Below are 23521 nucleotides of genomic sequence, written 5' to 3' on the forward strand. Positions count from 1 at the left end.
AACACGAGTGGTTGGGGGGCGGCCCGTTTATTTTTTTAAAAGCCCCACTGTGCGGGGGGGGGGGGGGGGGGCTGGGCGGCGCGCGCGGCGGGGGGCCCCCCCCCACCCCCCCCCCATCCGCACCCATCACCGCCAGGAGACCGCATGACCACCCCCAAGGCCCTGCGCCGCGTCGCGGCCGCGGGCCTCGCCCTGACCGCCTGCCTCGCCACGGCGCCCGCCGCCACGGCCGCCGCCGCCGAGCGCGACGACGGCCCCGCGAGCGCCGCAGCCGGACTCGACCGCTACCACCACCAGCGCCTCGACTGGCGCAGCTGCGTCCTGGGCCCCGACGACGAGGTCGGCCGCGGCCTGGAGAGCGCGGGCGCGCGCTGCGCCGACTACGGCCTCGGCGACACCCGCGCGCAGGTGCGCGCCACGATCGACCGCGTCGTCGCGGCGGCCGAGCGGGCGCCGCTCACCGTCGGCACCGCCCCCGACGTCTTCCGGCTCGACGGCAGCCAGGTGCCCGCCCTGCTGCTCGCCGGGCTCGCGAGCGACCTCGACCCGGCGCGGGCGGGCCTCGCCGAGCAGCTGTCCGTCCTGGCCAAGGCCGCCGACGGGCAGCCCACCCGGGTGTCGCCCGGCTTCGCCGCCTTCCTGCGGGAGGCGTTCACCAGCGCGGGTTCGGCCACCGGCAGCGTGCAGACCGCCATCCTGTGCGGGGACGTGGCCGCCCCGCGCGACCCCGAGCAGTACTGGCGCGACATCGAACGCGGCCGCGCCGCCCACCCGCTGTTCAGCCCGATGACCGAGAACATCACCCCGTGCGCGTTCTGGGACGCGCCGCGCGAGGAGCCGACCCAGGTCCGGCGCGACACCGCGGCCCTGCTCGTGGCCGCGAGCAACGACCCGCGCACCCCGTACCGGGGCAGCGTCGCCCTGCACGGCATGCTGCCCGGCTCCCGGCTGGTCACCCTCGACGGCGCCTTCCAGCACACCGGCTTCGGCGTCTACGACAACGCCTGCGTCGACGACTCGGTGAACACCTACCTGGCCACCGGCCACCTCCCGGGCAAGGACCGCACCTGCGCGAAGTAGCCCCGAGAAGCCGTGGGCAGCCGTGGGCAGTCCTTCCTGATCAACCGAAGGCTGCCCTAGGCTGCGCCCATGCTCTCTGTGGTGGTGGCCCCCTGGGCGGGCGAGGCGGAGCCGGTGTTCGTGCGGGCGCCGGACGAACTGCATGATGCGGCGAGCACGATGAAGGTCGCGGTGTTGGCGGCGCTCGCCCGGGGCGGGGTGGATCTCGATGTCGAGGTGCCGGTGGTGAACCGGTTCGAGTCCGTGGTGGGCGGGGAGTTCGGCAACGATCCCGACTGGGACAGTGATCCGCTGCCGTGGGAGCTGCTGGGCACGCATGTGCCGCTGCGGCTGCTCGCCGAGCGGATGATCACGCACTCCTCCAACCTGGCCACCAACCTGTGCCTGGCCCGGGTCGACCGGGCGGCGGTGGCCGAGGCGTGGTGGCGGGCCGGGGCGACGCGCAGCGCGAGCCCGCGCGGGATCGAGGACTACGCGGCGCGCGACGCCGGGGTGCACAACCTGGTGAGCGCGCGGGACTTGGTGCGGCTGCTGCACTCCCTGGGCGGGGAGCCGGAGTTGCTGGCGCTGCTGGAGCGCAACGCGTTCCGGGTGGATCTGGCGGCGGGCCTGCCGCCGGACACCCGGATCGCCTTCAAGAACGGCTGGGTGCCGGGCGCCCGGCACAGCGTGGGCCTGGTCCACCCGCAGGACTGCCCGCCCTACCTGATCGCGGTCTGCTACACCGGCCCGCTGGCCTCGGGTGAGGACCGTACGGACCCGGCGGCCCGGCTGCTGGCCCGGGTCTCGGCGGCGGTGTGGCAGCGGCGGCACGAGCTCGCCGGCGCGTGAGCCGACGCGTGAGCCGGCGCGTGACCCGGCCGCCGGCCTGCTGCACGGGGCTGTGCAGCAGGCCGGACAGGGGCTTTAGTACGGCTGGACGAGGACGTGGGCGGCGCCGGGGATGCCGACCTTGAGGAGTTCGTCCTCCTCCGGGGTGGTGGGTGTGCCGGTCTCCTGCTTGAGGATGGCCCGGGAGAGCGCCTGGACCCACATGGCGCGGGGTCGGCGGCGCTCCTCCCAGGCGGCGAGCGCGGCGGGGACGGTCTCGGCGGCGTCCAGGCTCTGGGCGAGGACGAGGGCGTCCTCGACGGCCATCGCGGCGCCCTGGGCGAGGTGCGGGGTGGAGGCGTGGGCGGCGTCGCCGGCGAGCGCGATCCGGCCGACGTGCCAGGGCTCCTCGACGCTGACCTGGGAGATCCGGGAGTAGACCACGGCGGACGGGTCGGTGACCTGGGTGAGGGCCTCGGCGATCGGGCCGCCGAAGCCGGCCAGGCGTTCGGCGAGCTGCTCGTGGGCGTGCCCGGGGTCGGGCCGGAAGTCCTCGGCCTCGGCGAACACCGAGCCCAGGTACATGAGGTTGTCGCTGATCGGGGTGAGCAGCGCCTTGGCCTTGAGGTTGCCGGTGGACATCACCACGCCCTGGACCTCGGGCGAACGCGGCAGGGTGACGCGCCAGTTGGCGAAGCCGGTGTACTCGGGCGCGTACTTCTCCCCGTAGAGGCGCTTGCGCAGCGGGGAGCCGATGCCGTCGAAGCCGACGACGAGGTCGTAGCGGCCGCGGTGCCCGTCGGTGAGGGTGGCGTCGATGCCGTCGGCGTCCTCGGCGAGGTCGGCGATGGTGGTGCCGAAGCGCAGGGTGGCGCCGGCCCGGGTGGCGGCGGTGGCGAGCACCTGGGCGAGGGCGGGGCGGGGGATGCCGTTGTTGGAGGGGGCGTCGCCCATCCGGGGCTGCGGGATCTTGGCGAGGGTGGCGCCGGTCGGGTCGCAGATGGTCAGCACCTCCCATTCGAAGCCGGCGGCGAGGCAGTCGTCGAGGACGCCGATCTCGCGCATCACGTGGAGGGCGTTGGAGGGCTGGATGATGCCGACGCCGAGGGCTTCCAGCTGGTCGCGCAGTTCGGCGACGTCGACGTGGTGGCCGCGCTTGGCGAGGGCGGTGGCGAGGGTGAGCCCGCCGATGCCGCCGCCGTGGACGAGGACGCGCAGGGGTGAGGTCATGGGGTGGCTCCTGGGGAAGGGAGGTGGTTCAGCCGACGTTCAGCCGACGGGGGCGGCGGAGAGGTCCATCAGGTGGTCGACCAGGGCGAGCAGCAGGTCGCGTCCGAAGGCGCGTTCGCGGACGTCGCCGAGGAGCATCGGCACCTGCGGGTCCAGGTCGAGGGCGGCCCGGATCTCGTCGGGGGTGCGGGTGTTGTGGCTGTGGAAGCAGTTGATGGCGACGACGAAGGGGATGCCCCGGCTCTCGAAGAAGTCGATGGAGGCGAAGCTGGTGTCGAGCCGGCGGGTGTCGGCGATGACGATGCCGCCGAGGGCGCCGTTGACGAGGTCGTTCCACATGAACCAGAAGCGTTCCTGCCCGGGGGTGCCGAACAGGTAGACGACGAGGTCCGGGCTGACGGTGATCCGGCCGAAGTCGAGGGCGACGGTGGTGGTGTCCTTCTGGTCGACGCCGGACAGGTCGTCCACGCCGACGCTGGCCCGGGTCAGGTACTCCTCGGTGCGCAGCGGGGCGACCTCGCTGACGGAGCCGACGAGGGTGGTCTTGCCGACGCCGAAGCCGCCCGCGATGAGGATCTTGACGGCGGCCGGCGCGGTGGCGACGCCGGCGTCGGCGGCACTGCTGGGGTGGGGTGTTGCCATGGTTCAGAGTCTCCGGAGTCCTTCGCGAACGGCCGTGAGCAGGCCGAGGTCCACGCCTCCGGCGGCCCGGGCCACCGAGAGCGGTGCCCGGGCCCGCAGCAGGCCCTGGGCGACCAGGTCGCCCAGCAGGATCTTGGTGACCGAGACCGGGAGGTCCAGGCCGGCCGACACCTCGGCGACGGCGGCGGGCCGCCGGCAGTGGTCGAGGATCATCCGGTGCTCGGGCTGGAGGCCGCGGGCACCGGCGCGGCTGCCCCGCGCCAGGGCCCGGTCGGCCTCGTCCTCGACGGTGGTGAGCACGGTGATCAGGGTGAGGTCGTCGCGCTCGGGGGCGGTGCGGCCGCGGGTGATGGTGTACGGGCGCACCATGGCGCCCGACTCTTCCTCGGCGTCCTCGTCCGGCAGTTCGCTCCAGTGCGGGACCCCGCCGCGCTGCCCGCCACCGTTCCCGCTACCGCTACCGCTCCCGTTTCCGTACGGGCCCACCGGTGTCAGCTCCGGTTCCGGGCGGCGAAGGCGTCGAAGCCGGCGGGGGAGGCGGCGCCGGCCTCGGCCCGCACCGGGGTGGTCATCTTCTGGCCGACCTGCTGCACCAGGGTGTGCATGGCGACCGACATGACCTCGGCGTCGACCTCCTGGGAGGCGACGACGGCCAGGTGGGTGCCCTGGGCGGCGGCGATGATGAACAGCCAGCACTCGGCGAGTTCGACGATCACCTGGTGGACGGCCCCGCCGTCGAAGAGCTGGCCGACGCCGCGGGCGAGGCTCTGCTGGCCGGTGGCGACGGCGGCGAGGCGCTCGGCGTCGGCCCGTTCGATGGTGCGGGAGTGGCTGACGACCAGGCCGTCGTCGGAGAGCAGGACGGCGTTCCTGGTCCCGGGCACCGAGTCGACGAGTCCGTCCAGCAGCCAGTCCAGGTCCTGGTGGGTGGCGATCGTTCGGTTCATGACTGGTCATCCGTTCGTGTGGTTCGGGGGTCCGCGGCCGGCAGGGCCCAGGGGGAGGGGCCGGGCGCGGGCGTCGGGGAGCCGGCGGGGGCGGTGGGGGGAGCCGGTGGGGTCACGGCCCCGGGCAGCGGGTGCTCGCCGCTGTCCTGGGCGCGGGCGGCACGGGACTGGCGCTGGAAGGCGCCGATCGTCGCACCGGAGCGCTTCGCCGGGCGCTGGAAGGGGCCGCCGGCGGGCTCGGTGCCCTGGGCGGCGGGTTCGGCGCGGGGCCCGGCGGCGGGCTCGGCCCACTGCGGGCGGGGCGCCGGCGGGACGCGCAGTTCGGCGGCCAGGCTGGCCTGCCGGACGCGCTGGGGCAGCGGGGGCTGCTCGGTCTCGGTGGGGCTGAGCGGCACCGCGGAGGCGTACTCGCGGCGCTGACGCCGTTCGGCCAGCCGGTAGTGGTCGGCCGGGCGGTACTGCTCGTCGGCGTACGGGGCCTCGGCGTCGGTGACCCGGGCGTAGGCGATGTCCGGGTAGGCGGGCACGTCGTGCGAGGGCCGCTGGTCGGCCGGGGCGTCGGGGGCCGGGGAGCTGTGCTCGATCGGCTGCTCGGCGTACGGGGCGGCGTACGGGGTGGGGAACGGCGCGGGCTCGGCGGCGGGCGCGGCCTCGGGCTGGACGTACTCGACGTGGCCGAAGGCCTGGACGGGGGCGGTCAGCGGGTCGTGCGGGAACTGCTGGGTCTGCGGGAGCTGCTGGGTCTGCCCGAGCGGTTCGACGTACCCGGGCTGCTCCACGTGCTGGACCTGCCCGAAGGCCTCGACCTGCCCGAACGCCTCCACCGGCGGGAAGGACTCCACCGGCGGGAAGGAGTCGGCCGCGGCGAAGGTCTCCACGGGCGGGAGGGGCTCCGCCGGCGCGAAGGACTCTCCCGGCGGGAAGGAGTCGGCCGCGGCGAAGGTCTCCACGGGCGGGAGGGGCTCCGCCGGCGGGAAGGACTCTCCCGGCGGGAAGGAGTCGGCCGCGGCGAAGGTCTCCACGGGCGGGAGGGGCTCCGCCGGCGCGAAGGACTCTCCCGGCGGGAAGGAGTCCACGGGCGCGACCGGCGGCCCTGCCGGCGCCGGCGCCGGGGCCTCGTTGGAGGCGGTGAGCAGCGCCTTGCGGGAGCGCCGCACGAGCGGGATCGGTTCGACGGGGGCGTCGTCGGGCAGTCCGGCGTCGCCGTCGATGACGAGTTCGTCGGGGACGAGCACGACGACCCGGGTGCCGCCGAAGGCCGACGGCCGGAACTCGATCTTGAGTCCGTGGTGCGCGGCCAGCCGGGCGATGACGTAGAAGCCGAGGCGGACGTCGTCCGCCCGGGCGAGCACGTCGGTGCGGGGCGGGCGGCTCATCAGTTCGTTGGCGGCGTCGTACTGCTCGGGGTCCATGCCGAGGCCGCGGTCCTCGATCTCGACGGCGAGTCCGCGGCCGACCATGGCGGCCCGGACCTCGACCGGGGTGGGCGGCTTGGAGAAGGTGGTGGCGTTCTCCATCAGCTCGGCGAGCACGTGCGCGACCGGGCCGACGGCCCGCTCGGACAGCCACGGGTGGCCCTCGACGTCGATCATGATCCGGCGGTAGTCCTGCACCTCGCCCTGCGCGGCGCGCAGCACGTCCAGCAGCGGGACGGGCTTGCGCCAGCGCCGCTGCGGCTGGCCGCCGGCCATGATGACGAGGTTCTCCTCGTAGCGGCGCAGGCGGGCGGTGAGGTGGTCGAGGTCGAACAGGCCCTCCAGGACCTCCGGGTCCTCGTGCTTGCGCTCCAGCTCGTCGAGCTTGCGCAGCTGGCGGCCGATCAGCAGCTGGGTGCGGCGGGCGATGCGCTGGAGCAGCCGCTCGAAGCCGCGGTGCTGTTCGGCCTGTTTGACGGCGGCCTCGACGGCGGAGGCGCGGGCCAGGTTGAGGGCCTGGCCGAGGCGGGCGAGCTCATCGGTGCCGTTGCCGTGCGGGCCGGCGGTGATGGTGCGGGAGTCGGTCTCGACGTCGACCTGCTCGCCGCGGCCGAGGCGTTCGACGACCTCGGGAAGGGTGCGCTCCATCTCCTCGGCCTGGGTCTGGAGCTCCTTGATGCGCCGGCGCAGCGAGCGGCTGAGCCGCCAGGAGGCGATGATCACCGCGACGACGGTGATCAGGCCGACGACGGTGGTCAGGACGACCGTGGTGAGGAGGGAGAGGATGGTGCCCTTGCCGACGTCGACGATGCCGCTGGTGCGGGTCTCGATGACCTTGACCAACTGCGGGTTGAGCTGGTCGAGGGCCTGGCGCCACTGGTCCTGGGCGGCGGGGAGTCTGACGGTGCCGTTGGCCTCGGCGGCGGTGGGCTTGGTGAGCGACTGCTCGACGGCGGCCTTGGCCTGCCAGGCGGGGCTGTTCATCAGGTCGTGCCAGGCGGCGGACTCGCCGTCCGGGATGTACGGGACGACCTGGACGGCGAAGAGGTGCTCCTGCGCCCCGACGGACTGCTGGACCTGCTGGTAGTCGGTGACGGTGAGCCGCCCGGTGGGCCAGCCGCGGGCGAGGATGGCGTCCTCGCGGGCGAGCATCTCCTTGGCCCAGAAGGCGTTCACCAGGGTCTTGGAGATCCAGGTGACCTCGCCGGTGTCGACGTGGCTGAGTGCGGTGAACAGCCGCAGGTCGACGGCGATCAGGTCGGTGTAGTACGTGTAGAGGGTCTGCTGGTCGATCGAGCCGTGGTCGACGGCGGCGCGCTGTTCGGCGAGCTTGCCCATCGCCTGGCGGGCCTCGGTGACGGCGGTGCGAACCTCTTCGGGGGCGCTGTCGGCGGTCTCGCCGGAGAGGACCTGGAACTGGCGGACCGCGTCGTCGGTCTGCTGGCGCTGGCGGCGCAGCTGGTCGGTGTTGCCGCCGGGCCGGGCGAGAGCCTCGGCGCTGAGCCGGCGTTCTTCCTGGAGGCTGTAGTAGACGATGTTGGACGGCTGGCCGGCCTTCTGGGCGAGCAGGCCCTGGGCGGCCTGGCGCTGGAAGGCGAAGACGGTCTCGCCGCTGGTGACCGCCCACAGGGCGGCCAGGGCGATGCTGGGGACGACGGCGAGGACGAGCAGCGCCGTCCGCAGTGACAGGCGCGGACGCCTGCGGGGGGCCTTCGGCGTCGGGGGCCGCCGATTCGCACGCGCGCGCAGAGCAGTCTCCTTGGGGATGGCGGCCGGCCTGAGCGGGGCGGGCCGTCCGGGGACGGGCTTGACGAGGCGATACTAGTCATACCGTGTGATTGGAGTGAAAGTGCGTTCGCCGCCTGGACCGTGGTCACACACGCTCCGGACACAATGTCATCTGACGGTTGATCGTACGTGCTCGAAGCATCCCAGTTCGGAGCGGGTTGACGAGGCGTCGGCCGTCGGAGCGGGCGGCCGGGTGGCCGCTGTGTGAAAACTGTGTGCCCGCGCTCCGGATATCCGCCCGGCCGGTCGGTCGGTGGCCCGGGTGCCCTCCCGGCCCGCCCCGCTCAGTCGGCCAGCAGGCGCGACCGGGTGGCCTCCAGCTCGGCCGCCAGCACCCGCCCGGCCTCCTCGGGATCGCCCCGGTGCAGCGCCCCGACGAGGTCCGCGTGCGACGCGTAGCCGTGGTTCGGGTCCCCGCTGCGCAGCCCCAGCACCCCCACCAGGGCCACCAGGTGCTCCCTCAGGACGGGCGCGAACTGGGCGAACAGATCGTCCAGCACCGGATTGTGCGCGGCCGCCACCACGGCGGTGTGCAGCGCGATGTCGGCGTCCACGAAGGCCGTGTCGTCCGCGCCGCCCGCCGCCAGCCGGGTGGCCAGCGCCGCGTCCACGGCGGTGAGGTCCGCCTCCGTGCGGCGCGCGGCCGCGAGCCGGGCCGCCTGCACCTCGACCATGGTGCGCACCTCGTAGACGTGCGCCAGCTCGGCCCGGCGCAGCCGGGTCGGCCAGTCCAGGGCGGGCCGGTCCGCCGTCACGAACACGCCCGACCCCTGCCGGCTCTGCACCATCCCGGCGCCGGCCAGCGCGCGCAGCGCCTCCCGGATGGTCGAGCGCCCGACGCCCAGTTCCTTCGCCAGGGTCACCTCGCCCGGCAGCTTCCCGCCCACCGGCCAGTGTCCGGCGGTGATCTGCTCCTCCAGGCGTCGGGTGGCCTGGTCGACGAGGGGGGAGCGGTGGAGGGGGCCGAGCGGGGACATTCGCGTTCACCTGTCAGCTTGTCTGAGGACTTGGTTCGTGGTTAGTCTACCCGGCATGCAGCCGTGGAGTCTCCCTCTGGGTGGCCTTCTTCTTGGTGGCCGCAGCGGGGCGTGACCGGACCGGCACCCCGCTGCGGGGCGCCGTCCTGCCGGTCCACCGGTACCTCCGTAAGGACTCATCATGCGATTCCCGACCCTGCGTACCCCCGCCGGCCCCGTCCCGGTCACCGCCCCCGCCTGGAACCCGCAGCGCCCGGGTGCCATGCCCTCCCACCGCTACCGGCCCGCCCACGAGCGCGTGCACGTCCCCGCACTGATGCGGCGCTGGCCCGGCCGGCGGATCGGCCACGCCCCGCTGTGGGTCCCCGTCGACCTGCGCGACGGCAACCAGGCACTGGCCGAACCCATGGACCCGGCACGCAAACAGCGGATGTTCGACCTGCTCCTGGCCATGGGCTTCAAGGAGATCGAGGTCGGCTACCCCTCCGCCAGCCGCACCGACTTCGACTTCGTCCGGCAACTGGCCACCGTGCCCGGCGCGGTGCCCGAGGACGTCACCATCGTCGTCTTCACGGCGGCGCGCGCCGACCTGATCGACCGTACCTTCGAGGCCGTCGAAGGCCTGCCCCGCGTCGTCGTCCACCTCTACACCGCCACCGCCCCGCTCTGGCGCGAGGTCGTCCTCGGGCGCGACCGGCACGAACTGCGGGCCCTGATCACCGAGGCCGCCACCCACCTGGCACGGCGGGCCGACGGCCGGCCCGGGGTGCGCTTCCAGTTCTCGCCCGAGGTGTTCAACCTGACCGAACCGGACTACGTCCTGGAGGTCTGCAACGGCCTCACCGAACTGTGGGACGCCAGCCCCGACCGGCCCGTCGTCCACAACCTGCCCGCCACCGTCGAGATCGCCACCCCCAACGTCTACGCCGACCAGATCGAGTACCTGCACCGGCACCTGGAGCGCCGCGAGTCGGTGATCCTCTCCGTCCACCCGCACAACGACCGGGGGACGGGCGTCGCCTGCGCCGAACTGGCCGTGCTGGCCGGCGCCCAGCGGGTGGAGGGGTGCCTGTTCGGCAACGGCGAGCGGACGGGCAACGTCGACCTGGTGACGCTGGCGCTCAACCTGCACACCCAGGGCGTCGACCCGATGCTCGACTTCTCCGACCTCGACGAGATCCGCCGCACCGTCGAGCACTGCAACCGGCTGCCCGTGCACGAGCGCCACCCCTACGCGGGGGACCTGGTGCACACCGCCTTCTCCGGCACCCACCAGGACGCCATCAAGAAGGGCTTCGCCCACCACGCCAAGGTGGCGGCCGAGTCCGGCGTCCCGGCGCGCGAGGCACCCTGGTCGGTGCCGTACCTGCCGATCGACCCGGCCGACCTCGGCCGCGATTACGAGGCGGTCATCCGGGTCAACAGCCAGTCCGGCAAGGGCGGCATCGCCTACCTGCTCCAGACCGGGCACGGGCTGGAACTGCCGAGGCGGCTCCAGATCGAGTTCTCCCGGGTCGTGCAGGAGGCCACCGACGACAGCGGGCGGGAGGTGACGGCGGAGGAACTGTACGGGCTCTTCCGCGCGGAGTACCTGGACGCGGCGCCGGACTGGCCGTGGCAGGCTGGCGACGACTGGGCGGAGGTGGGCGGCCGGCGCGGCGAGGGCGCCGGGCCGCTCGACGCGGTGGCCGACGCGCTGCGGGTCGACATCCTGCACTTCAGCGAGCACGCCGTCGGGGCGGGTGCTGGTGCTGGTAGCGACGCTGTCGCCTACGTCGAGGCCCGGGTCGGCGGGGTCGGCGGACAGGTGGTGTGGGGCGCCGGGCGGGACGGCTCGGTGCTCACGGCAGGCGTACGGGCGGTGCTCAGCGCCGTCGGCCGCGCGCAGCGGGAGTGACGGCGGGGGTGACGGCCGTCGCGCCGGAGTGACCCGTACGGGCGGGAGTTGTACGGACGGGAGTTGTACGGACGGGAGTCGGACGGAGACGGCCCACCGCGACACCGTGCGCGGTGGGCCGTGCCGTCCACCTACATCGGTTTCGGTGCGATCACCGCGAACGGCGCGCCCTGCGGGTCGGTCACCACCGACATCCGGCCCGCCACCATGTCGAACGGCGGGGCGAGGACGGTGCCGCCGTGCTTGACGAGGGCGTCCACGGTGGAGTCGACGTCGTCCGTCGCGAAGTACGTCAGCCAGTGCGCGGGCGTGCCGGGCGGGTCGTTGGCGAGCAGCGAGACCCCGCCGACGGCCCGGCCACCGACCCGCAGCTCCCAGTACTGCTCGGCGCCCTGCGCCGGCTGGATCTCGATGCCGAACGCCTCGCCGTAGAAGGCGGTGGCGCCGGGCACGTCGCTGGTGTGCAGCTCGTTCCAGATCAGCGCGCCGCTCTCGTTGACGACCCGGGCGCCGAAGAACTCGCCTGGCTGCCAGACGCCGAACACCGCGCCCTGCGGGTCGGCGGCGATCAGCATCCTGCCGAGCTCGCCGACGTCCATCGCCGGGACGAGCAGGGTGCCGCCCGCGCCGACGATCGCGTCCTGGGTGGCCTGGGCGTCGGTGGTGGACAGGTAGCTGGTCCACACGGTCGGCGGGGTGGGCATCCCCTCCGGCGCCATCGCCGGACCGATCCCGGCGGACGGCTTGCCGTTCAGCTCACAGACCGCGTACCCGCCGAACTCGGCCGGGCCGACCTGCCCCTGCCAGCCGAACAGGTCGCGGTAGAAGTCCAGTGCCGCCTGCTGGTCCTGCGCCATCAGATCGACCCAGCACGGGGTGCCGGTCGCGTACGGAGTGGTGACTTCGGGCATTCTCGCTCCTTCAGGTGAGGTCCTGCGTCGGTCACCCTCTCGTCGCGGATCGCGCTCCGCCACTCGACACGCTGTCACGACCCGCCGAGCGGCTGGCGGTTAGCCGGGCGGCGCCGGTCAGCGCCGTCGAAGCGGGCAGGGCGGGGGCGTTTCGGACGTGGGGCCGAACGTCCGGGGGCACGCCACGGCGGCGACCGACCGGAGCTGCTGGCCGGGTGTCCAGTACGTCCACACCACGTCGTGCGGGAACGTGTCGAGGAACGCCAGGGCGTGATCCAGCCGGGTGGACGCGGGGAGGTCTGCCTCTGAGGCGGGGGAGTCGGCGAGCTGCTTGCCCAGCCAGTCGAGCGCCTCGGCGGGGTCGTTGGTGGTGAGCCTGATCTGCGCCGCCGACTTGGCGAGCCAGTGCATGACCTCCAACGGCGGTACGGGGCTGGCCCATTCGGGTCGTAAGCCGTTCTGCGGTCCCGGCGGCCGCCGCTCGGCGTCATCGGGCCGCCTGCCGCCCGCCCACGCGTAGCAGTGCCAGTGGAGGCCGGGCCTGTTCCAGTGATCCATGAGTGCCCTACCCTGGGTGTGCGGCGGACCCCGCTCCCAGTTGCGTTGGGAACGGGGCCCACTGGTGCGAGGTGGTACGTCAGGCGGAGGTCGTAAAGCGGTCCGGGTCGATACCGGCGGAGCTCAACTCCACGGTGGTGAAGCGCAGTTCCCGCCCCGGCGCCTTGGTGTCACCCATCACCCACAACCCGCCGGCCACCCCCGGCACCTCCCGCAGGGTCACGCACGACTCCCCGTCGTCACCCCCGCCCTGGTTCCCGCCACACGCCTTGTAGGCGGCGAGTCCGGCCGGGATCTCGATCTCGTACAGGTCGCTCACTGCACTGCCTTCCTGTTCGATGCTGAAGGGAGGCGGCCCCCAACCGGCATTGACCGATGAGGCGCCGTCAGATCGACAGTAGGAAGCCATGAGTGACACGGTCCACGAAGTTGCACTCGGTTGCACCGGTTCACCCGAGGGAGTCGACGGCCCTGGTGATGCACGCGCGTGCTGCCGCACCCCGATCGGCGAGTTTCGCCAGCTCGGCGAACGCCCTGTGGTAGGTGCCGATTTCGCTCGGCGTCGAGATGTTGATTTCCGCCGTCAAGGTCTCCACGGCGACCAGGTCTTCATCGAAGGCGTAGAACGCTTCAAGTGGCCAAACCGAACGACGCACTCCGAAGGGGATGATTCCGAAGGATACGTTCGGCTGTGCCATCACCGACAGGAGGTGACCGAGCTGGCCCGCCATCGCGGCATCGTCGGCCACTCGGTAATACAAGACCGATTCCTCGACCAGAATCGCGAACCGCTGCCCTGCGTTGCGGATGACACTCGATCGCTCGATCCTGGCCTGGACGGCTTGGTCGACGTCGTCAGGTGTCCCCTGGAAGTCCGTGATGGAGCGCAAAAGGCCGGATGCGTATTCGGCGGTTTGCAGCATCCCCGGTACGACATTGGACGCGTAGACGCGGAAGTGTCGGGTTCGCTGGTATAGCGGAACCGTTTTTTCGTGGATCTTCCGCATGCCGTCACGGTGAATCTGCTGCCACTGTATGTACATGGAATCAGCGGAACGCGAGGCGGCTATGAGGTCTGCCGCCTGGTCATCGACGCCACAGGCGGCACACCATGCGCGGATGTCGGCGTCCGATGGTGGAGTCACGCCTCGCGAGATCCGAGATGACTTTGACTTGTGCCATCCACAACGAGCGGCTAGTTCATCCCCTGTGAGCCCGGCGTCCTTCTTCATCGCGTCCAGGCGCGCGGCTAGCGCCGCACGCACGGACTTCGCGCTGGAGAGCGGATTGGAGGACATGAACTAGCCGATCGGGTTTCTGTGCGGGGAGCTAGACGGTGAACTTCTCGTGAGGGATCCCGGACTCCCAGACCGCTTCGAAAGCCGAAGCACACAGCGCTACCATCGCGGCGTCTTCCGTCTGATCCGTGTGGACCCATCGGCCGGCACCATCGAAAATGTTGAACTGAACGAGTCGACCGTCGAAGATCCAGCAGTCATTGCCGGGAAGAGCGATTCCGGACGCGCTGCGTCTGGGGAGCCAGCGGATATCTTCGCCGGCGGCAATGTTGGTGAAAGTGCCGGAGTGCTCGAAGCGGATGTAATCGCTCACCGGTTCCGAGACCACACGGGCGCGGCGAATCGCGACGCCTCGGCCGGTGACTTCCTGTACCAGATCGAGCCAAGGTCGCCACCAGGACTCGCGGTTGTCGGGATCGAGCCTCTTCCCGTGGCGCCACGCGGCGAACCCCTCGGTTTCGCTCTCCACCGAGTACCAGTCTCGCATCTCAAGGTGCAGCGCCGAATGACGTGCGGATTTGATCAGATCGGCGAAGCTAGAGAGCGTCTGTGTCACCAAGGGCCTCCCTGAGAAGTGGAATCATGCGCCGGGGCAGCCGGATGACGGTCTCGTGCTCGGGAATCGGCCCGGCCTTCAGGCACTCGACTTCCGTCGCCTCGTCCGCTTTCCAGCCCTGAATCACCAGCTCTGCCCGTTCCTCGTCCACCCACACGGAGGGACACCCGTGGTCCCCGGACTCGGGGTCCTTGCCGACGAACCGTAGCTTCATAACCGCCTCCGCTGTCGAGTCAGTTGCGCTCAGTTGCAACGACCTTGGGCCCCGCCCGGGTGTGGAGTCAAGGGCGCATCGGGGCGCAGTGGAGGCGGACGCAACTCAGACCTCGCTCCAACCACCCGCCAAGGAGCGGAAGAAGGTCCGGATGTCGGCCACCAGCGACTCGGGCTGTTCCAGGGCGGCGAAGTGGCCGCCGTGGTCGAACTCGGTCCAGTGCACGATGTTGTCGATGCGTTCGGCGAAGGCGCGGACCGGCAGGGTGATGTCGTGGGGGAAGACGGCCATGCCGGTGGGGACGGTGGAGGGGGCGGCCTCGGTCCAGCCGTTGCGGGCCGACTCCTTGTACAGCCGCGCGGAGGAGCCGGCGGTGGCGGTCAGCCAGTACAGCATCACGTTGGTGAGGAGGTGGTCCCGGGGTACGGCGCCTTCGGGAAGGCCGCCGTCGCAGTCCGTCCATTCGCGGAACTTCTCGATGATCCAGGCGAGTTGGCCGACCGGTGAGTCGGTGAGCGCGTAGCCGATGGTGTGCGGGCGGGTCGCTTGGACGGCGGTGTAGCCGGAGGTTTCGGCCTGGTGGCGGGCCCAGGTGTCGAGCCGTTCGCGGTCGAGGGTGTCGAGGACGGCCGGGTCGCCGGTGGGGAAGGTGGGGGAGGTGTTGACGTGCACGCCGATGACCTGGGTGGGGGCGGCGAGGCCGAGTTCGCGGGAGATGCCGGAGCCCCAGTCGCCGCCCTGGGCGCCGTAGCGAGGGTAGCCGAGGCGGTTCATCAGTTCGGCCCAGGCGCGCGCCACGCGGCGGTAGTCCCAGTCGAGTTGGCTGGTCGGTCCGGAGAAGCCGTAGCCCGGGATGGAGGGCGCGACCACGTGGAAGGCGTCGCGCGGGTCGCCGCCGTGGGCGCGGGGGTCGGTGAGCGGGCCCAGGATGTCCAGGAATTCGGCCACCGAGCCGGGCCAGCCGTGCGTGATGATCAGCGGGGTGGCGTCGGGTTCGGGTGAACGGACGTGCAGGAAGTGCACGTTGGCGCCGTCGATGGTGGTGGTGTACTGCGGGAAGGTGTTGAGCCTGGTTTCGTGTTCGCGCCAGTCGTAGCCGGTCCGCCAGTACTCGGCCAGGTCCTGGAGGTAGTGGAGCGGGACGCCGTAGTCCCAGTCGGTGCCGGGCAGCGAGTCGGGCCAGCGGGTGCGGGCGAGGCGGTCGCGCAGGTCGTCGAGCTGGTGCTGTTCGATCGCGATGCGGTAGGGGCGGATGTCGGTTTCGGCGGTCATGGCGGGGCCTTTCAAGCTCGGGGAGGGGTCAGGCCGGCGGCAGGAGGTGGGCGAGTAGGGCCGTTTCCAGGTCGCGCAGCGGGAAGGCGGGGTCCTCGGCGGCGAGGGTGAGGCCGCCGCGGATGCCGGCGAGGAGGAGCAGGCGGGCGGCCGCGGGGTCGGGGACGTGGCAGGCGACCAGGGCTTCGTCGAGGGCCTGGAGGAGGTCGGCGGAGGCGAGGTCGGCGCCTGCGGCGACGAGGACGGCTCGGGCTTCGGGGTCGGCGAGCAGGGCGGAGACGGCCCGGCTCTCCTCGATCTCCTCGGGGGCGGTGTCCAGGCCGAGCAGGGCGGAGCGGACCAGGAGTCGCAGGGTGTCGGCGGGGCTGTCGGCGGGCTGGGCGGCGAGTGCCGCGCGGGTCCGTTCGCGCCAGCCGTCGGCGATGTCGATCAGCAGGCCGTCCTTGCTGCCGAAGTAGCGGGAGGGCAGTCCGTCGGCGACGCCGGCCCGGGTGGCGACTTGGCGCAGGGTGGTGGCGCGGTAGCCCTGTTCGGCCATGAGCAGGACGGCGGCGCGCCGGATCTTGGCGCGGGTCGCTTCGCGGACGGCTGCCGAGGCCTCAGGCGTGCGGGGCATGGGGGTGTCCGGTTTTTGGTTGAACCATTGTTCAATATAAACACACGGCAAAGGTCCGCGTCACGCCCGGCGCGGGCCCGGGGAGTCGGAGGTGGCAAGGCGGCCGCTAGCCCAGCTCGTAGCGGACGATCTCGTCGGTCACGGTGGTCACGACGAAGCCGGTCTTCGTCAGGACCCTTCCCGAGGCGGGGTTGCCGACGCGGTGCTCGGCAGTGACCCGTGGGGTGCGGTGGTGGGCGAGGAACCGGCGCACCGCTGTGGTGGCGTAGCCGTGGCCCCAGGTGTCCTCGCGCAGGATGTAGCTGAGGCTGCCGGTGTGGCCGGTGATACGGAGCCGGACGATGCCGATCAGGTCGCCGTGGACGTCGATGCCGAGGACGCGTGCGGTGCGCGGCCGGTGCGCGTCGGCCTCCTGGGCTTCGCGTACGTAGTCGTGGGCCTGGGCGGCGGTCATCTGGCCGAACCACAGGTCGGCGACCGACCGGCCGCTGTAGATCCGGCGGACGGCGGGGGCGTCGGCCGGCCGCAGCCCGCGCAGGTGCACCCTTCCTCCAACTCGTGGCGCTGGTCCGGGGCTTCCGCTCGCCGAGCGGGAAGCCGGCGGGAAGCCCCGGGCCCTTGGCGGCTCAGGCGAAGATGAGGCGGAAGATCTGGTTGTAGACGAAGAAGCCGCCGGGCTGGCCGGGGATCGGCTGCAGGTTGAACGTCTCGGCGAACTGCATCGGCTTGTCGAAGGCGTTGTCGATGACGAGGCCGCCCGTGACGGTGACCAGTACGCCGCCGCCCGGCGCGGGCTGCGCGTCGTTGCTGGACACCGCGTGCTTGACGGTGGCCAGTTCGGGCGTCGTCAGCTTCGCGAGGATGTTCTGCTGCCCCTGGACCTGGGCGTTCTCCCAGGTGAGCATCGACTCGGGCCGGTAGAGGCTGGTGAGGTTGCTGCGCCCCGCGATGCCGGAGTCGAAGGTGTTGTAGTAGTGGGACACGAACGAGTTGGCAATGGCGTTGAAGTCCATGCGCGGAACGTACCAGTCCACTCACAACGGGTGTGTGTTGTTTGACATTTGCGGCCGGGGCTGCTGCGGGCGAGACCGATCGAGCCCCTGCTCGGCCTTGTGAGGTCGGGTGCTCAGAACGACCAGTGGATGAGCGCGTACCCCGGCGCTCCGGCCTCGCCGGGCGAGGTGCCACTGACGCCGGACTGGCCGCCCGGCCCGCCGGTCGCGGCGTCTCCCGGGTTGGCGCTCCCGGTGTTCGCGGGCTGGCCGCCCGTGCCGCCGGGCGAGACGGGGTTCGGGAAGAGCGCGCTGGTCGTGCTGCCCCCGGCCGCGCCGGGGCGTACGTAGCCGCCGCCGCCCAAGGGGGTTTCGGCGGGTGCGGTGCCGCCGCCCCCTGCGCCGCCGCCGGCGTACGAGCCCGGGAAGCCCCCGTTCGACGTGAAGCCCCCGCCGCCGCCCTGGGCGGTGGCCAGCACCGTTGATCCGATCGCGATGGTGCTGCTGGTGCCGCCGGAGCCCACGGCGCCGACCGCACCGCCCGCGCCGCCGGCGCCGATGGTGATGGTGACCTGCTCAAGGGGGAGCACCGTGATCGCACCGTGCACGTATCCGCCGCCACCCCCGCCCCCACCGCCGGTCACGGGCGCGGTCGAGGTGCCGCCGGCGCCTCCACCTCCGGCGCCCCAGACGTCGATCAGCAGGCCGGTGACGCCGACGGGGACGGTGAAGGTGGCGGTCCGGGTGAACTCGCGCACGCCCGTGGTGGCGTGGGCGGGGGCGGTCCCGGCGGCGAGGGTGGTGGCGGAGACGGCCAGCACGGTCGCGCAGGCGGCCAGTGCGGCCCTGCTCCGCCGACGGTGTGTCGTGGTCGGGGCGGATGTCATCGAGGTGTTCCTCCGTGTCGCTGCCCTGGCCGGGCGTGGGGGGTGGGTGGATCTATGGGTAGTCCACGCACCATCCTTCGCCCCCGGGGCGAGCCGTGCACCAGGTGTTACGCCGGATGACCGGGGGGCCGGGCCCGTCGGTGGATCTCGACCAGGGGTTTGCCCTGCTCGGAAGCCGGTGTCGGTGGGTGCGGGTAGCGTGAGCGCACGTGGGCAGTTGGGCTGATACCGGGGGGACCGATGGAGAAGGTGCCGGACCACGGCCGGACCGTGCGGAACGGTTCGCTCGCGATGATCGGCCTGGGGGTCCTGCTGTTCGTCCTCAGCCTGGTCTACCTGATACCGCACGACATGGGGGTGACGTCGGCTCTCCGCAGCCGCGGCGTCCACGTGTCGGCGGTCGTCACCGAGTGCACCGAAGTGAGCGCGCCGCAGGACAACCCGGCGGGCAACGCCCACTGCCGGGTGCGGTTCACGACGTCCGAGGGGGCATCTGTCGAGACCCAACTCGCCTACGTCACCGACACCGTCAAGGCCCGCGACACCGTGACGGTGGTGTACGACCCCAGGCACACCGACACCGCCGCCCTTGCTTCGAGCATCGGTTTCTGGAACTCGCTGGGCCGGAACGTGCTCGATGTGGTCGCACTGGTCGCGTCGGTCCTCATGACCTTGCTGGGCCTCGCGGTCCATCTCGCGTACCGCTGGCTCACCCGAGCGCGCAGACGGCCCACCGCTCTTTAGGCGGTGAGCCGTTGAGGGGGAAGTCGATCAGACCTCGGCGGTGGCGGCGAAGGCGACGAACGCCTGCCAGGCGGCGGGGGTGAAGGTGTGGTGGGGGCCGGAGGCGTCCTTGGACTCGCGGACGAGGACGGCCTCGGTCGTCTCGGCGACCTCGATGCACTGGCCGCCCTTGTTGCTGCTGTGGCTGCTCTTGAACCAGACGAGTTCGTTGCTCACTGCTCCCCCTGGCGCGAAGCGTTCCTCAGACTCGCCTGCTGCGTGATCACCTACCGACGCGTGTGGCGTGCACGGAGCCGAGCAGGCTGAGTGCCTCGGCGCTGGGGCTGCCGTGTTCGGCATGGTAGATGATCAACTGCTGGCCGGGGGCGTCCCGCACGTCGAATGCGTGGTGGGTGAGGGTCATGCCGCCGACGTCCGGGTGGTGGAGGTGCTTGTGTTCGCGGGTCTTGCCGCGCACGGTGTGGGTGTTCCACAGTCGGGCGAAGTCCGTGCTGCGCGCGCTGAGTTCGCCTGCGAGGGCCCGTAGGCGCGGACTGCCCGGGTCGACGCCGGACGCCTGGCGCAGGTGCCCGACCACCGTCTCTGCCGTCCGGTCCCATCGGGGGTGGAACGGCCGACCTGCCGGGTCGAGGAAGACCATGCGGGCCAGGTTGTCCATCGCTTCGAAAGGGGAGTACAGGGCCTCGGCCAGGGCGTTGGCGGCCAGGATGTCCAGGATCGGGTTGATGACGAACGCCGGAGTGCCGGGGTAGCCGTCCAGCAGGACGCGCAGGTCGGGGGCGACCTGGTCGGTGGCGGCGACGGGCCGCTGGGACGGCGCGGTTCCGGACAGTTGGTGAAGGTGCGCCCGGGCATCGGTGTCCAGCAGCAGCGCGCGGCTGAGCGCGTCCACCACCTGCGCGGACGGGTGGCGTTCACGGCCCTGTTCCAGCCGGGTGTAGTAGTCCGCGTTCACCCCTGCCAGTACGGCGACTTCTTCGCGGCGCAGCCCGGCGACCCTGCGCACGCCATGGCTCGGCATCCCGACCTCGTCCGGCCGCACGGCCGCACGGCGCGCCCGCAGGAACTCACCCAGCTGGTTGTCGGTCATGTGCCCAGGCTAGGCCGTGGGCCCGGTGTGCCGCCTGGGTGTACCGCACCCAGGCAGCACACGGCCTGGGCCGCCCGGAACACCTCGCCCAGACTCGGTGCCCTACCGAGAGACAAGGGGCAGTCATGCCGGACCAGACGATCAAGGTCGTAGCGATCACCGGTGCCAGCAGCGGGATCGGCGAGGCGACCGCCCGCCGGCTCGCCGCCGACGGCCACCGCCTGTTCCTGGGAGCACGGCGCACCGATCGCCTGGACCGACTCGTCACGGAGATCACCGCCGCGGGCGGCACGGCGGCGGCCCGGCGCCTGGACGTGACCGAGGCCGCCGACGTGCGGGACTTCGTGGCAGCGGCCGAAGAGCGGTACGGCCGCGTGGACGTGATGGTCAACAACGCCGGGGTGATGCCGTTGTCGCCGCTGGAGGCGCTCAGGACGGAGGAGTGGGACCGCATGATCGACGTGAACCTGCGGGGTGTCCTGCACGGTATCTCCGCCGCCTTGCCCGTGATGCGCGCCCAAGGTGGCGGGCACATCGTGAACATCGCCTCCGTCGGCGCGTACGAGGTCTCTCCCACCGCTGCCGTGTACTGCGCCACCAAGTTCGCGGTCCGTGCGATCTCCGAGGGCCTGCGTCAGGAGTCCGCCGGTGACGTCCGGGTCACGCTGGTCTCGCCGGGTGTCACGGAGTCCGAACTCGCCGACGGCATCGCGGACCCGGCCGCCCGGGCGGCCATGCGGACGTACCGCGCCGTGGCCCTGCCGGCCTCCGCGATCGCGGACGCCGTCGCCTACGCAATCTCCCAGCCGCCGTACGTCGACGTGAACGAGATCGTCGTACGACCTGCGGCGAGCGCCCAGTGACGGAAGGAACCGGAATGCTGCACACCCCCGCTCTCGACGACCTGGCGCGCAGAATACGTGGCCTGGAGGACCGGGACGCCCTGCACGCCCTCATGATCCGAGGCTGGCGGGCACTGGACCGCAAGGACTGGCAGACCTGGTCCGCCTGTTGGGCCGAAGACGCCGTGCTGGAGTTCGGGCCCTGGCAGCAAACCCAGGGGAGGGAGGCCATCCGCGCGAAGGTGGAGGAGGCCGAGTCGCCCTACACGAGCATCCAGCACCACATCCTCAACATGCGCGTGGACGTGGCGGGCGACCGGGCGACCGGCATCGGGTACATGTGGTTCGTCGCCGTCACCGCTCCGGGGAGGACCTCTGCCCCCTACTCCATGGGCGGTCCCTACGACTGGGAGTTCCGCCGTGACGGGGACGGATGGCTCTTGGCCCGGCAGCGGCTCGGGGTCTTGTGGACCGACGGCGAGGACACCCTGCGAGCCTTCGAACCGGAGTGACCGGAACTACGTTGATCAGGCCTCGGCGGTGGCGGCGAAGGCGACGAACGCCTGCCAGGCGGCGGGGGTGAAGGTGTGGTGGGGACCGGAGGCGTCCTTGGAATCGCGGACGAGAACGGCCTCGGTCGTCTCGGCGACCTCGATGCACTGGCCGCCTTCGTTGCTGCTGTGGCTGCTCTTGAACCAGATGAGTTCGCTGCTCACTGCTCCCCCTAAGTGTGGGACGGCGCCGTCAGCTTGACGGTACGCCAACGGCCCGCCGCCCGGTAGGCGGTGGGCCGTTGGGAGGACGTTGATCAGACCTCGGCGGTCGCGGCGAATGCCACGAATGCCTGCCAGGCGGCCGGCTCGAAGGCCAGCTGAGGGCCGCTCTTGTCCTTGGAGTCACGCACGTGGATTACAGCAGGCGTCTCGGCGACCTCGACGCAGGTTGTGCCCTCGTTGCCGCTGTAGCTGCTCTTGAACCACGCCAGCTCGGACATGCTCACCGCTCTCCCAGGATCTTCTCGATCAGGGCCAGGGACTCCCTCATGCCGAGCGCCTGCGCCCTGATGCTGCTGTACCGTGCGGCCATAATACGGACCTCTTCCGGGTCCGTGATCAGCCGATTGACGTGCTGCACCTCGCAGAACGCAATCTGCGACCGGCCCTTGGGGGTGAGGAGGGTGAACGAGCCGCCCATGCCCGCGTGCTCCATTCGATCCAGCGGCATCACCTGGAGTTCGAGGCCGCGGATCCGGCCGATCTTCAGCAGGTGGCGAAGCTGCTCCTCGTGAACGTCCCACCCGCCCATGGGGCGCCGCAGTGCGCTCTCATCGATCACCCAGCTGATCATCGGAAGCGGTGACCGAGTCAGGATCTCTTGCCGCTTCATGCGTGCCGCCACCCACTTTTCGACGGAGTCATCGGTAAGGGTTGGTTTCCGCATCTGGTACAGCGCTCGCGCGTGGGCCTCTGTCTGCACCAGGCCTGGGATGTCCAACGTGCAGTAGTCGTGAATCTCCAGAGCGTGCGCTTCTTCGGTCGTGTACGGCTTCGACCACGCCGGGTGCCGCTCACTCACGCGGATCTTCGCCTTCATGACATCCGGGGCGATCGCCTTCAGCGCGCCGCCCGCCCCAACGAGATCGTCAACCACCGTCAGGTACTCGACTCTCGGGGTCCGCTTGCCGCGCTCGACCGCGCCGACTTGGTCCTCGCTGTAACCGGCCATCTTGGCCAGCTCCTTCTGCGTGATCCCGGCCCGCTCGCGGAAGTGCTTGATCAGCTTTCCCACCGCAGCGTAGAGCTCAGAGACCCCCTCGGACCCCTCCGGCAGATCGCCGTCCTCGAAGACCGTTCCCTCGACACCCATCGCAGCCACCCCATCCTGACTTGCCGCGTTTTCGATCGGTTAATCCGGGGTCGGCCGGACAGGCCCACCCTCCGCATCCGTACAGGCACTCTTAGTGCTTGTCGAATCCGTGGTCAGCGTACGTCCGCGCCGTCACGATTTTTTCCATGACGACCGACATCCCCCTCGACAGCCCCCGCCGCCACACCATCACCCTCGCCGCCACCCCCAAGGGCGCCGCCATCTGCCGGCGCATCGCCAGGCGTCAACTGACCACCTGGGGGCTGAACTTGTCCCACACCGAGCCGTACTACTCGGCGCTCCTGATCGTCGCGGAGCTCGCCGCCAACGCGACTACCCATGGCCGCGTTCCGGGGCGCGGCTTCGAGCTTCACCTCTGTCTCACTACCACCGTGCGCCGGGGCACAACCTTGCGCATCGAGATCTCGGACTGCCGGGGCGACCGCTTCCCGGCTCTGCCCGCCGTCCTCGCCCCCAACTCCCAGTCCGGGCGCGGCCTCACCCTCATCGACGCCCTCGCCGACCGCTGGGGCACCATCCCCCGCCACCCCAACGCGAAGACCGTCTGGGCCGAACTCGACCTCCCCATCACCCTCGATGCGTCCTGAACCCCGCCATAGCCCGGGCAGCGCGACGCTCTGCACCCTCCTCCCGTTCGTCCTCCTGCTCGCGCTTCTCGCCTGGATCCACCCCCTCACCGCGCACCACCCCCCGAACCGCCACCCCCGCCCCGTCTCCACCTCCACCCCAACCACCCCGTAAAGCAAGAGGAGTGGGGGGGGGGGGCCCCCCCCCGCCCCCCGCCCCGACGCCGGGGGGGTAGATTGTTGTGTTTTCCAAATATAATAATACAAATATGGGGGTGGGTGTGGGGGTTGTTTTGGAGAGG

The 23521-nt window shown here is 71.6% G+C and carries 29 protein-coding genes and 1 pseudogene; 7 read left to right on the top strand and 23 right to left on the bottom strand.

Features of this window, described 5'->3' with window-relative positions; genetic code table 11:
- Positions 1-144: 144 nt before the first annotated feature.
- Both ACFV6D_RS04780 and ACFV6D_RS04785 read left to right on the top strand, forming a co-directional pair.
- A complete protein-coding gene (locus tag ACFV6D_RS04780; RefSeq protein ID WP_380558416.1) occupies positions 145-1080 on the top strand; it encodes an alpha/beta hydrolase in 936 nt (311 codons plus the stop codon).
- 69 nt (positions 1081-1149) lie between these two features.
- Entirely contained in the window at positions 1150-1911 is a 762-nt protein-coding gene (locus tag ACFV6D_RS04785) for a serine hydrolase (protein WP_380558419.1), read from the top strand.
- 75 nt (positions 1912-1986) lie between these two features.
- Here the strand turns inward: ACFV6D_RS04785 and ACFV6D_RS04790 are convergent, their stop codons facing one another.
- The 6 genes from ACFV6D_RS04790 to ACFV6D_RS04815 all read right to left on the bottom strand — a co-directional run bounded on the left by ACFV6D_RS04790 (position 1987) and on the right by ACFV6D_RS04815 (position 8889).
- Positions 1987-3120 (bottom strand): FAD-dependent monooxygenase, encoded by a 1134-nt coding sequence (locus tag ACFV6D_RS04790; RefSeq protein ID WP_380558422.1) that lies wholly within the window; start codon positions 3118-3120, stop codon positions 1987-1989.
- Between the two features lie 39 nt (positions 3121-3159).
- The gene (locus ACFV6D_RS04795; protein ID WP_380558425.1) at positions 3160-3762 is read right to left on the bottom strand and encodes an ATP/GTP-binding protein; all 603 of its coding nucleotides are present in this window, start codon (positions 3760-3762) and stop codon (positions 3160-3162) included.
- Between the two features lie 3 nt (positions 3763-3765).
- Positions 3766-4248: a DUF742 domain-containing protein gene (locus ACFV6D_RS04800; protein ID WP_380558428.1), complete on the bottom strand. Its 483-nt coding sequence runs from the start codon at positions 4246-4248 to the stop codon at positions 3766-3768.
- A 5-nt stretch (positions 4249-4253) separates the two neighbouring features.
- The gene (locus tag ACFV6D_RS04805; RefSeq protein ID WP_063349794.1) at positions 4254-4709 is read right to left on the bottom strand and encodes a roadblock/LC7 domain-containing protein; all 456 of its coding nucleotides are present in this window, start codon (positions 4707-4709) and stop codon (positions 4254-4256) included.
- Entirely contained in the window at positions 4706-7693 is a 2988-nt protein-coding gene (locus ACFV6D_RS04810) for a nitrate- and nitrite sensing domain-containing protein (RefSeq protein WP_380558517.1), read from the bottom strand. The genes ACFV6D_RS04805 and ACFV6D_RS04810 overlap by 4 nt, the downstream gene beginning before the upstream one ends.
- 503 nt (positions 7694-8196) lie before the next feature.
- Complete coding sequence (locus ACFV6D_RS04815; protein WP_380423785.1) at positions 8197-8889, bottom strand: FadR/GntR family transcriptional regulator; 693 nt, start codon at positions 8887-8889, stop codon at positions 8197-8199.
- 181 nt (positions 8890-9070) lie between these two features.
- Between ACFV6D_RS04815 and ACFV6D_RS04820 the strand changes: the two genes are divergently transcribed.
- On the top strand, positions 9071-10786 hold the full coding sequence (locus tag ACFV6D_RS04820; RefSeq protein WP_380423784.1) for a 2-isopropylmalate synthase: 1716 nt from the start codon (positions 9071-9073) through the stop codon (positions 10784-10786).
- A 131-nt stretch (positions 10787-10917) separates the two neighbouring features.
- Here the strand turns inward: ACFV6D_RS04820 and ACFV6D_RS04825 are convergent, their stop codons facing one another.
- From ACFV6D_RS04825 to ACFV6D_RS04880, 12 genes and pseudogenes are all read right to left on the bottom strand, one after another.
- Positions 10918-11697: a VOC family protein gene (locus tag ACFV6D_RS04825; protein WP_380423783.1), complete on the bottom strand. Its 780-nt coding sequence runs from the start codon at positions 11695-11697 to the stop codon at positions 10918-10920.
- A gap of 117 nt (positions 11698-11814) precedes the next feature.
- Positions 11815-12108, bottom strand: a complete 294-nt coding sequence (locus tag ACFV6D_RS04830) for a hypothetical protein (protein WP_380423782.1) — start codon at positions 12106-12108, stop codon at positions 11815-11817.
- Positions 12109-12334: 226 nt separating this feature from the next.
- Positions 12335-12574: a hypothetical protein gene (locus tag ACFV6D_RS04835; protein ID WP_063349800.1), complete on the bottom strand. Its 240-nt coding sequence runs from the start codon at positions 12572-12574 to the stop codon at positions 12335-12337.
- Between the two features lie 130 nt (positions 12575-12704).
- Entirely contained in the window at positions 12705-13262 is a 558-nt protein-coding gene (locus ACFV6D_RS04840) for a DUF5753 domain-containing protein (RefSeq protein WP_380336055.1), read from the bottom strand.
- An 84-nt stretch (positions 13263-13346) separates the two neighbouring features.
- Positions 13347-13553, bottom strand: a pseudogene (locus tag ACFV6D_RS04845) (helix-turn-helix domain-containing protein); the annotation flags it as partial.
- 31 nt (positions 13554-13584) lie between these two features.
- A complete protein-coding gene (locus ACFV6D_RS04850) occupies positions 13585-14109 on the bottom strand; it encodes a DUF6879 family protein (protein ID WP_380423780.1) in 525 nt (174 codons plus the stop codon).
- Entirely contained in the window at positions 14090-14323 is a 234-nt protein-coding gene (locus ACFV6D_RS04855; protein ID WP_063349803.1) for a hypothetical protein, read from the bottom strand. Before ACFV6D_RS04855 ends, ACFV6D_RS04850 begins: the two co-directional genes overlap by 20 nt.
- A gap of 105 nt (positions 14324-14428) precedes the next feature.
- Positions 14429-15595 carry an epoxide hydrolase family protein gene (locus tag ACFV6D_RS04860; protein ID WP_380423779.1) on the bottom strand — a complete coding sequence of 389 codons (1167 nt, stop codon included), beginning with the start codon at positions 15593-15595 and terminating at the stop codon, positions 14429-14431.
- Positions 15596-15623: 28 nt separating this feature from the next.
- Positions 15624-16211: a TetR/AcrR family transcriptional regulator gene (locus ACFV6D_RS04865; protein WP_380423778.1), complete on the bottom strand. Its 588-nt coding sequence runs from the start codon at positions 16209-16211 to the stop codon at positions 15624-15626.
- Positions 16212-16317: 106 nt separating this feature from the next.
- Positions 16318-16755, bottom strand: a complete 438-nt coding sequence (locus tag ACFV6D_RS04870) for a GNAT family N-acetyltransferase (protein ID WP_380423777.1) — start codon at positions 16753-16755, stop codon at positions 16318-16320.
- A gap of 82 nt (positions 16756-16837) precedes the next feature.
- Positions 16838-17224: a nuclear transport factor 2 family protein gene (locus ACFV6D_RS04875; protein WP_063349806.1), complete on the bottom strand. Its 387-nt coding sequence runs from the start codon at positions 17222-17224 to the stop codon at positions 16838-16840.
- Between the two features lie 113 nt (positions 17225-17337).
- Positions 17338-18090: a glycine-rich domain-containing protein gene (locus ACFV6D_RS04880; RefSeq protein ID WP_380423776.1), complete on the bottom strand. Its 753-nt coding sequence runs from the start codon at positions 18088-18090 to the stop codon at positions 17338-17340.
- 240 nt (positions 18091-18330) lie between these two features.
- Here ACFV6D_RS04880 and ACFV6D_RS04885 point away from each other — a divergent pair, with 240 nt between their 5' ends.
- The gene (locus tag ACFV6D_RS04885) at positions 18331-18834 is read left to right on the top strand and encodes a DUF3592 domain-containing protein (protein ID WP_380423775.1); all 504 of its coding nucleotides are present in this window, start codon (positions 18331-18333) and stop codon (positions 18832-18834) included.
- Positions 18835-18861: 27 nt separating this feature from the next.
- Here the strand turns inward: ACFV6D_RS04885 and ACFV6D_RS04890 are convergent, their stop codons facing one another.
- Both ACFV6D_RS04890 and ACFV6D_RS04895 read right to left on the bottom strand, forming a co-directional pair.
- Complete coding sequence (locus ACFV6D_RS04890) at positions 18862-19050, bottom strand: DUF397 domain-containing protein (protein WP_380423774.1); 189 nt, start codon at positions 19048-19050, stop codon at positions 18862-18864.
- A 46-nt stretch (positions 19051-19096) separates the two neighbouring features.
- Entirely contained in the window at positions 19097-19924 is an 828-nt protein-coding gene (locus ACFV6D_RS04895) for a helix-turn-helix transcriptional regulator (protein WP_380423773.1), read from the bottom strand.
- Positions 19925-20049: 125 nt separating this feature from the next.
- On the opposite strand from ACFV6D_RS04895, the gene ACFV6D_RS04900 reads away from it, so the two are divergent.
- Positions 20050-20787 (top strand): SDR family oxidoreductase, encoded by a 738-nt coding sequence (locus ACFV6D_RS04900; protein ID WP_380423772.1) that lies wholly within the window; start codon positions 20050-20052, stop codon positions 20785-20787.
- Positions 20788-20801: 14 nt separating this feature from the next.
- On the top strand, positions 20802-21278 hold the full coding sequence (locus ACFV6D_RS04905) for a nuclear transport factor 2 family protein (protein WP_380423771.1): 477 nt from the start codon (positions 20802-20804) through the stop codon (positions 21276-21278).
- 15 nt (positions 21279-21293) lie between these two features.
- Here ACFV6D_RS04905 and ACFV6D_RS04910 read toward each other — a convergent pair whose 3' ends face one another.
- The 3 genes from ACFV6D_RS04910 to ACFV6D_RS04920 all read right to left on the bottom strand — a co-directional run bounded on the left by ACFV6D_RS04910 (position 21294) and on the right by ACFV6D_RS04920 (position 22632).
- Positions 21294-21482: a DUF397 domain-containing protein gene (locus ACFV6D_RS04910; protein WP_380423770.1), complete on the bottom strand. Its 189-nt coding sequence runs from the start codon at positions 21480-21482 to the stop codon at positions 21294-21296.
- Positions 21483-21574: 92 nt separating this feature from the next.
- Positions 21575-21760, bottom strand: coding sequence for a DUF397 domain-containing protein (locus ACFV6D_RS04915; protein ID WP_380335907.1), 186 nt, complete (start codon positions 21758-21760; stop codon positions 21575-21577).
- 2 nt (positions 21761-21762) lie between these two features.
- Positions 21763-22632 (bottom strand): Scr1 family TA system antitoxin-like transcriptional regulator, encoded by an 870-nt coding sequence (locus ACFV6D_RS04920; RefSeq protein ID WP_380423769.1) that lies wholly within the window; start codon positions 22630-22632, stop codon positions 21763-21765.
- Between the two features lie 146 nt (positions 22633-22778).
- Here ACFV6D_RS04920 and ACFV6D_RS04925 point away from each other — a divergent pair, with 146 nt between their 5' ends.
- Complete coding sequence (locus ACFV6D_RS04925; protein WP_380423768.1) at positions 22779-23240, top strand: ATP-binding protein; 462 nt, start codon at positions 22779-22781, stop codon at positions 23238-23240.
- Positions 23241-23521: the final 281 nt, after the last annotated feature.

The organism is Kitasatospora sp. NPDC059812 (assembly GCF_042732075.1).
GTDB lineage: Bacteria > Actinomycetota > Actinomycetes > Streptomycetales > Streptomycetaceae > Kitasatospora.

What these genes read in the sequence shown, in the direction of transcription:
- ACFV6D_RS04780 (WP_380558416.1), top strand. Translation starts at nt 145, where the DNA reads ATGACCACCCCCAAGGCCCTGCGCCGCGTCGCGGCCGCGGGCCTCGCC.
- ACFV6D_RS04785 (WP_380558419.1), top strand. Translation starts at nt 1,150, where the DNA reads ATGCTCTCTGTGGTGGTGGCCCCCTGGGCGGGCGAGGCGGAGCCGGTG.
- ACFV6D_RS04790 (WP_380558422.1), bottom strand. Translation starts at nt 3,120, where the DNA reads ATGACCTCACCCCTGCGCGTCCTCGTCCACGGCGGCGGCATCGGCGGG.
- ACFV6D_RS04795 (WP_380558425.1), bottom strand. Translation starts at nt 3,762, where the DNA reads ATGGCAACACCCCACCCCAGCAGTGCCGCCGACGCCGGCGTCGCCACC.
- ACFV6D_RS04805 (WP_063349794.1), bottom strand. Translation starts at nt 4,709, where the DNA reads ATGAACCGAACGATCGCCACCCACCAGGACCTGGACTGGCTGCTGGAC.
- ACFV6D_RS04815 (WP_380423785.1), bottom strand. Translation starts at nt 8,889, where the DNA reads ATGTCCCCGCTCGGCCCCCTCCACCGCTCCCCCCTCGTCGACCAGGCC.
- ACFV6D_RS04820 (WP_380423784.1), top strand. Translation starts at nt 9,071, where the DNA reads ATGCGATTCCCGACCCTGCGTACCCCCGCCGGCCCCGTCCCGGTCACC.
- ACFV6D_RS04825 (WP_380423783.1), bottom strand. Translation starts at nt 11,697, where the DNA reads ATGCCCGAAGTCACCACTCCGTACGCGACCGGCACCCCGTGCTGGGTC.
- ACFV6D_RS04830 (WP_380423782.1), bottom strand. Translation starts at nt 12,108, where the DNA reads ATGCACTGGCTCGCCAAGTCGGCGGCGCAGATCAGGCTCACCACCAAC.
- ACFV6D_RS04840 (WP_380336055.1), bottom strand. Translation starts at nt 13,262, where the DNA reads ATGCGGAAGATCCACGAAAAAACGGTTCCGCTATACCAGCGAACCCGA.
- ACFV6D_RS04855 (WP_063349803.1), bottom strand. Translation starts at nt 14,323, where the DNA reads ATGAAGCTACGGTTCGTCGGCAAGGACCCCGAGTCCGGGGACCACGGG.
- ACFV6D_RS04860 (WP_380423779.1), bottom strand. Translation starts at nt 15,595, where the DNA reads ATGACCGCCGAAACCGACATCCGCCCCTACCGCATCGCGATCGAACAG.
- ACFV6D_RS04865 (WP_380423778.1), bottom strand. Translation starts at nt 16,211, where the DNA reads ATGCCCCGCACGCCTGAGGCCTCGGCAGCCGTCCGCGAAGCGACCCGC.
- ACFV6D_RS04875 (WP_063349806.1), bottom strand. Translation starts at nt 17,224, where the DNA reads ATGGACTTCAACGCCATTGCCAACTCGTTCGTGTCCCACTACTACAAC.
- ACFV6D_RS04880 (WP_380423776.1), bottom strand. Translation starts at nt 18,090, where the DNA reads ATGACATCCGCCCCGACCACGACACACCGTCGGCGGAGCAGGGCCGCA.
- ACFV6D_RS04885 (WP_380423775.1), top strand. Translation starts at nt 18,331, where the DNA reads ATGGAGAAGGTGCCGGACCACGGCCGGACCGTGCGGAACGGTTCGCTC.
- ACFV6D_RS04895 (WP_380423773.1), bottom strand. Translation starts at nt 19,924, where the DNA reads ATGACCGACAACCAGCTGGGTGAGTTCCTGCGGGCGCGCCGTGCGGCC.
- ACFV6D_RS04900 (WP_380423772.1), top strand. Translation starts at nt 20,050, where the DNA reads ATGCCGGACCAGACGATCAAGGTCGTAGCGATCACCGGTGCCAGCAGC.
- ACFV6D_RS04905 (WP_380423771.1), top strand. Translation starts at nt 20,802, where the DNA reads ATGCTGCACACCCCCGCTCTCGACGACCTGGCGCGCAGAATACGTGGC.
- ACFV6D_RS04915 (WP_380335907.1), bottom strand. Translation starts at nt 21,760, where the DNA reads ATGTCCGAGCTGGCGTGGTTCAAGAGCAGCTACAGCGGCAACGAGGGC.
- ACFV6D_RS04920 (WP_380423769.1), bottom strand. Translation starts at nt 22,632, where the DNA reads ATGGGTGTCGAGGGAACGGTCTTCGAGGACGGCGATCTGCCGGAGGGG.
- ACFV6D_RS04925 (WP_380423768.1), top strand. Translation starts at nt 22,779, where the DNA reads ATGACGACCGACATCCCCCTCGACAGCCCCCGCCGCCACACCATCACC.